Origin of the sequence: uncultured Fretibacterium sp., assembly GCF_963544685.1 — a bacterium.
Classification (GTDB): Bacteria; Synergistota; Synergistia; order Synergistales; family Aminobacteriaceae; genus CAJPSE01.
Genome location: NZ_CAUUGJ010000185.1, coordinates 1 through 2,975, shown reverse-complemented (window position 1 = coordinate 2,975; position 2,975 = coordinate 1). Strand labels below are relative to the sequence as shown.

At 65.0% G+C, this 2,975-nt stretch carries 3 protein-coding genes; all 3 read left to right on the top strand.

Features of this window, described 5'->3' with window-relative positions:
* Positions 1-767, top strand: a 767-nt coding sequence (locus ABLA28_RS11235; RefSeq protein ID WP_347713738.1) for an iron ABC transporter permease, incomplete at its 5' end; no start/stop codon positions are given.
* The gene (locus ABLA28_RS11230; RefSeq protein ID WP_347713737.1) at positions 757-1,545 is read left to right on the top strand and encodes an ABC transporter ATP-binding protein; all 789 of its coding nucleotides are present in this window, start codon (positions 757-759) and stop codon (positions 1,543-1,545) included. The genes ABLA28_RS11235 and ABLA28_RS11230, both read left to right, overlap by 11 nt.
* 67 nt (positions 1,546-1,612) lie before the next feature.
* Positions 1,613-2,731: an ABC transporter substrate-binding protein gene (locus tag ABLA28_RS11225; RefSeq protein WP_347713736.1), complete on the top strand. Its 1,119-nt coding sequence runs from the start codon at positions 1,613-1,615 to the stop codon at positions 2,729-2,731.
* The last annotated feature ends 244 nt before the right edge of the window (positions 2,732-2,975 follow it).

Below are 2,975 nucleotides of genomic sequence, written 5' to 3'. Positions count from 1 at the left end.
AGAGCCTGTTCCGGAATCCCCTGGTCTCGCCCGACCTTCTCGGGATCTCCAGCGGGGCGTGCGTGGGGGCGGCCTTCGCCATCCTGCTGGAACTGCCCGCCCCGCTGGTTCAGCTGTCGGCGTTGGGGACGGGGCTGCTCACGGTGTTCCTGACGACCCTGATCCCCGGGCTGTTCCGCAATCGGTCCTCGCTGATGCTGGTGCTCTCGGGGGTCATCATGTCCGGGTTCATGAGCGCGCTTCTCGGGATCGCGAAGTACGTGGCCGATCCCGAGAACCATCTGGCCTCCATCGTCTATTGGACCATGGGGTCCTTCTCCAACGTCAGGATGAAGGACGTGCTGCTGATATCGCCGCCGATCCTTGCCGCCATGGCGGCGCTGCTTCTTCTGCGCTGGCGGGTCAACCTCCTCTCCCTGGGGGATGCGGAGGCCGGGAGCCTGGGGGTCAACGTCAGGAGGGCCCGCGGCGTGACCATCCTGTGCTCGACCGTCCTGACGGCCTGCGCGGTGTGCCTTTGCGGGACCATCGGCTGGGCCGGGCTGATCGTTCCGCACCTGGGAAGGCTGATCGTCGGGCAGGACAACCGCTACCTCCTTCCGATGTCCGCCGTCCTGGGCGCGCTGTTCCTGGTGGTTGTGGACACGCTGGCCCGCAACCTGACCGGGAGCGAGATCCCCCTGAGCATCATCACGGGGGTGCTGGGAGCGCCCCTCTTCGTCTGGCTCCTGGCGCGGCAGAGGGCGAGGATCGGCGATGACCGGTAGCCCCCTCCTCGAGGTGAAGGGCCTCTCCTTCTCCTACGACGGAGAAAGTGCCGTCCTGAGGGATATCGGCTTTCAGGTCGAGCCGGGGGAGGTATTCGTCATCCTCGGGGCCAACGGCGCGGGCAAGTCGACCCTGCTGAACTGCATCGGCGGCGCCCTCTCCCCAACCGGCGGCGAGGTGCTGCTGATGGGCAGGCGTGTCGGATCCTACCCCGCCGGCGAGCGCGCGAGGATCGTGGGCTATGTGCCCCAGATCTCCGCGCCCGCCTTCTCCTACACGGTGAGGGACTACGTGGTGATGGGCCGGGCGCCCTACATGGGGCTCCTGAACGTCCCGGGCGATGCGGAGTATGAAATGGCCGACCGCGCGCTGGAGCGCATGGGGATCGGGCATCTGGCGGACAAGCTCTGCAACGGAATCAGCGGCGGCGAGCGCCAGCAGGCTCAGATCACGCGGGTTCTGGTCCAGGAGCCCCGGCTCATCCTCCTGGACGAGCCGACCAACCACCTGGACTACGGGAACCAGCTCAAGATCGTCAAGACGGTCTCACAGCTGGCGGCGGAGGGGTTTGCCGTCGTCATGACCACCCACATGCCGGATCACGCCATCCTGCTGAACGGCTCCGCGGGCCTGATGGGGGCGGACGGCCGCATGACGTCGGGCCCGGCGGGGTCGGTGATCTCGGAGGCGGCGCTGAGGGAGCTGTACCACACCAACCTGCACCTGGTCTATGTCGACCCCCTGGGGCGGATGGCGTGTGTGGCCGGAAAACTGTGATCTGAAATTGGAATAAAACCTAATATTAAGGTATATTTAATCAAATTAAGTTGGGAGCGTGTTGGTGATGGGTATGAGAACAAAGCGGTTCAGGATGTTTTTGTGGGGCGCGGCGCTGGCGGCGATGTTGCTCGCCGCCCCGGGCGGCTTCGCCGCACAGGTGCAGGGCAAGCCGGAGGCGGGCGCGCCCGTCGAGGCGGCGGATACCCGTACCCTCGTGGACCTGGCGGGGCGCAGGGTCGTCATCCCCGCCAGGGTGAACCGGGTGGCCTCTTTGACGGGGCCCAGCTTCGAGACGGTGATCATGCTGGGGGCCGTGGACCAGGTGGCCATCACGGGGAACCGCTGGGCCGGCAGCGGCTGGGCCGCGAAGGTCTGCCCCGCCTACGCCAAGGTCCCCGTCACCAGGAACGCGACGGAGCCCAACATCGAGGAGCTGATGGAGCTGGGGGTCGATGTGGTGCTGTTCTGGGATGCGTATCCGGAGGTCATCGAGTCCCTGAACAAGGTGGGCATACCTGTGATCGTGACGCAGCTCAAGGACGACGGCATCGACACCCGTGAGGAGTTCGTGGCGCTGAAGAAGAAGGAAATCATGCTGGTGGGGGAGGTCTTTGGAGGCGCGGCCCTCGAGAAGGCCCGGAAATGGTGCGACTACGTCGACAGGACGGTCGGGTACGTCACCGGCCGCACCGGCGGGCTGGACCCGGCGTCCCTGCCCTCCGTATACTACGTGCGGGGCCCCGAATCGCTGAGCATCCACGGCGGCGAGTCCTATACCCGGTACCTCGTGGACCTGGCCGGCGGCGACCTGGTCAGCAGGAAGGACCGCAAGCTGCTCTACACCACCACGATGGAGCAGGTCATGGAGTGGAACCCGGCCTATATCTTCATGGGCAGGGTGAACAACGTCGAGCTGATCACGAAGGACCCCGCCTGGGCGCCCATCCGTGCCGTGAAGGACGGGAACGTCTACGTGAACCTCAGAAGCGTGGGCCCGACCGACTACAGCACCGACTGCTTCCTCCTGATGGAACAGATCGCCAAGACCCTGCATCCCGACCTGTTCGGGGATCTGGATATGGTTCGGGAGGTGAAGGACTACTTTGCCGAGTTCTACGGGTGCCCCATAAGCGACCGGGAGGCGGAGTACGTCCTGACCTTCAAGGGCCCCGACGGGCAATAGGCGCGGGGACGGCGCATACGCGGTCCGCGGATTTTCTGCCCTTTCGAAGGGTGAGGCCCGGGGGAAAATTCTCCCCGGGCCGTTTTTATTCCGAATTCTAAATCATTCGTATGCTGCGTTTAAGCAGATGACCGCCTCTTCGGGGCTGGTAGGTCCCGAATGGTGTGTCAGTCGCTTACGTCGACACGCGGTACCGTTACCGCGTTGTCGACGCAAGTAAAGATGAAGGCTCACCTTGGCCGCT

What these genes read in the sequence shown, in the direction of transcription:
- ABLA28_RS11225 (WP_347713736.1), top strand. Translation starts at nt 1,613, where the DNA reads ATGGGTATGAGAACAAAGCGGTTCAGGATGTTTTTGTGGGGCGCGGCG.
- ABLA28_RS11230 (WP_347713737.1), top strand. Translation starts at nt 757, where the DNA reads ATGACCGGTAGCCCCCTCCTCGAGGTGAAGGGCCTCTCCTTCTCCTAC.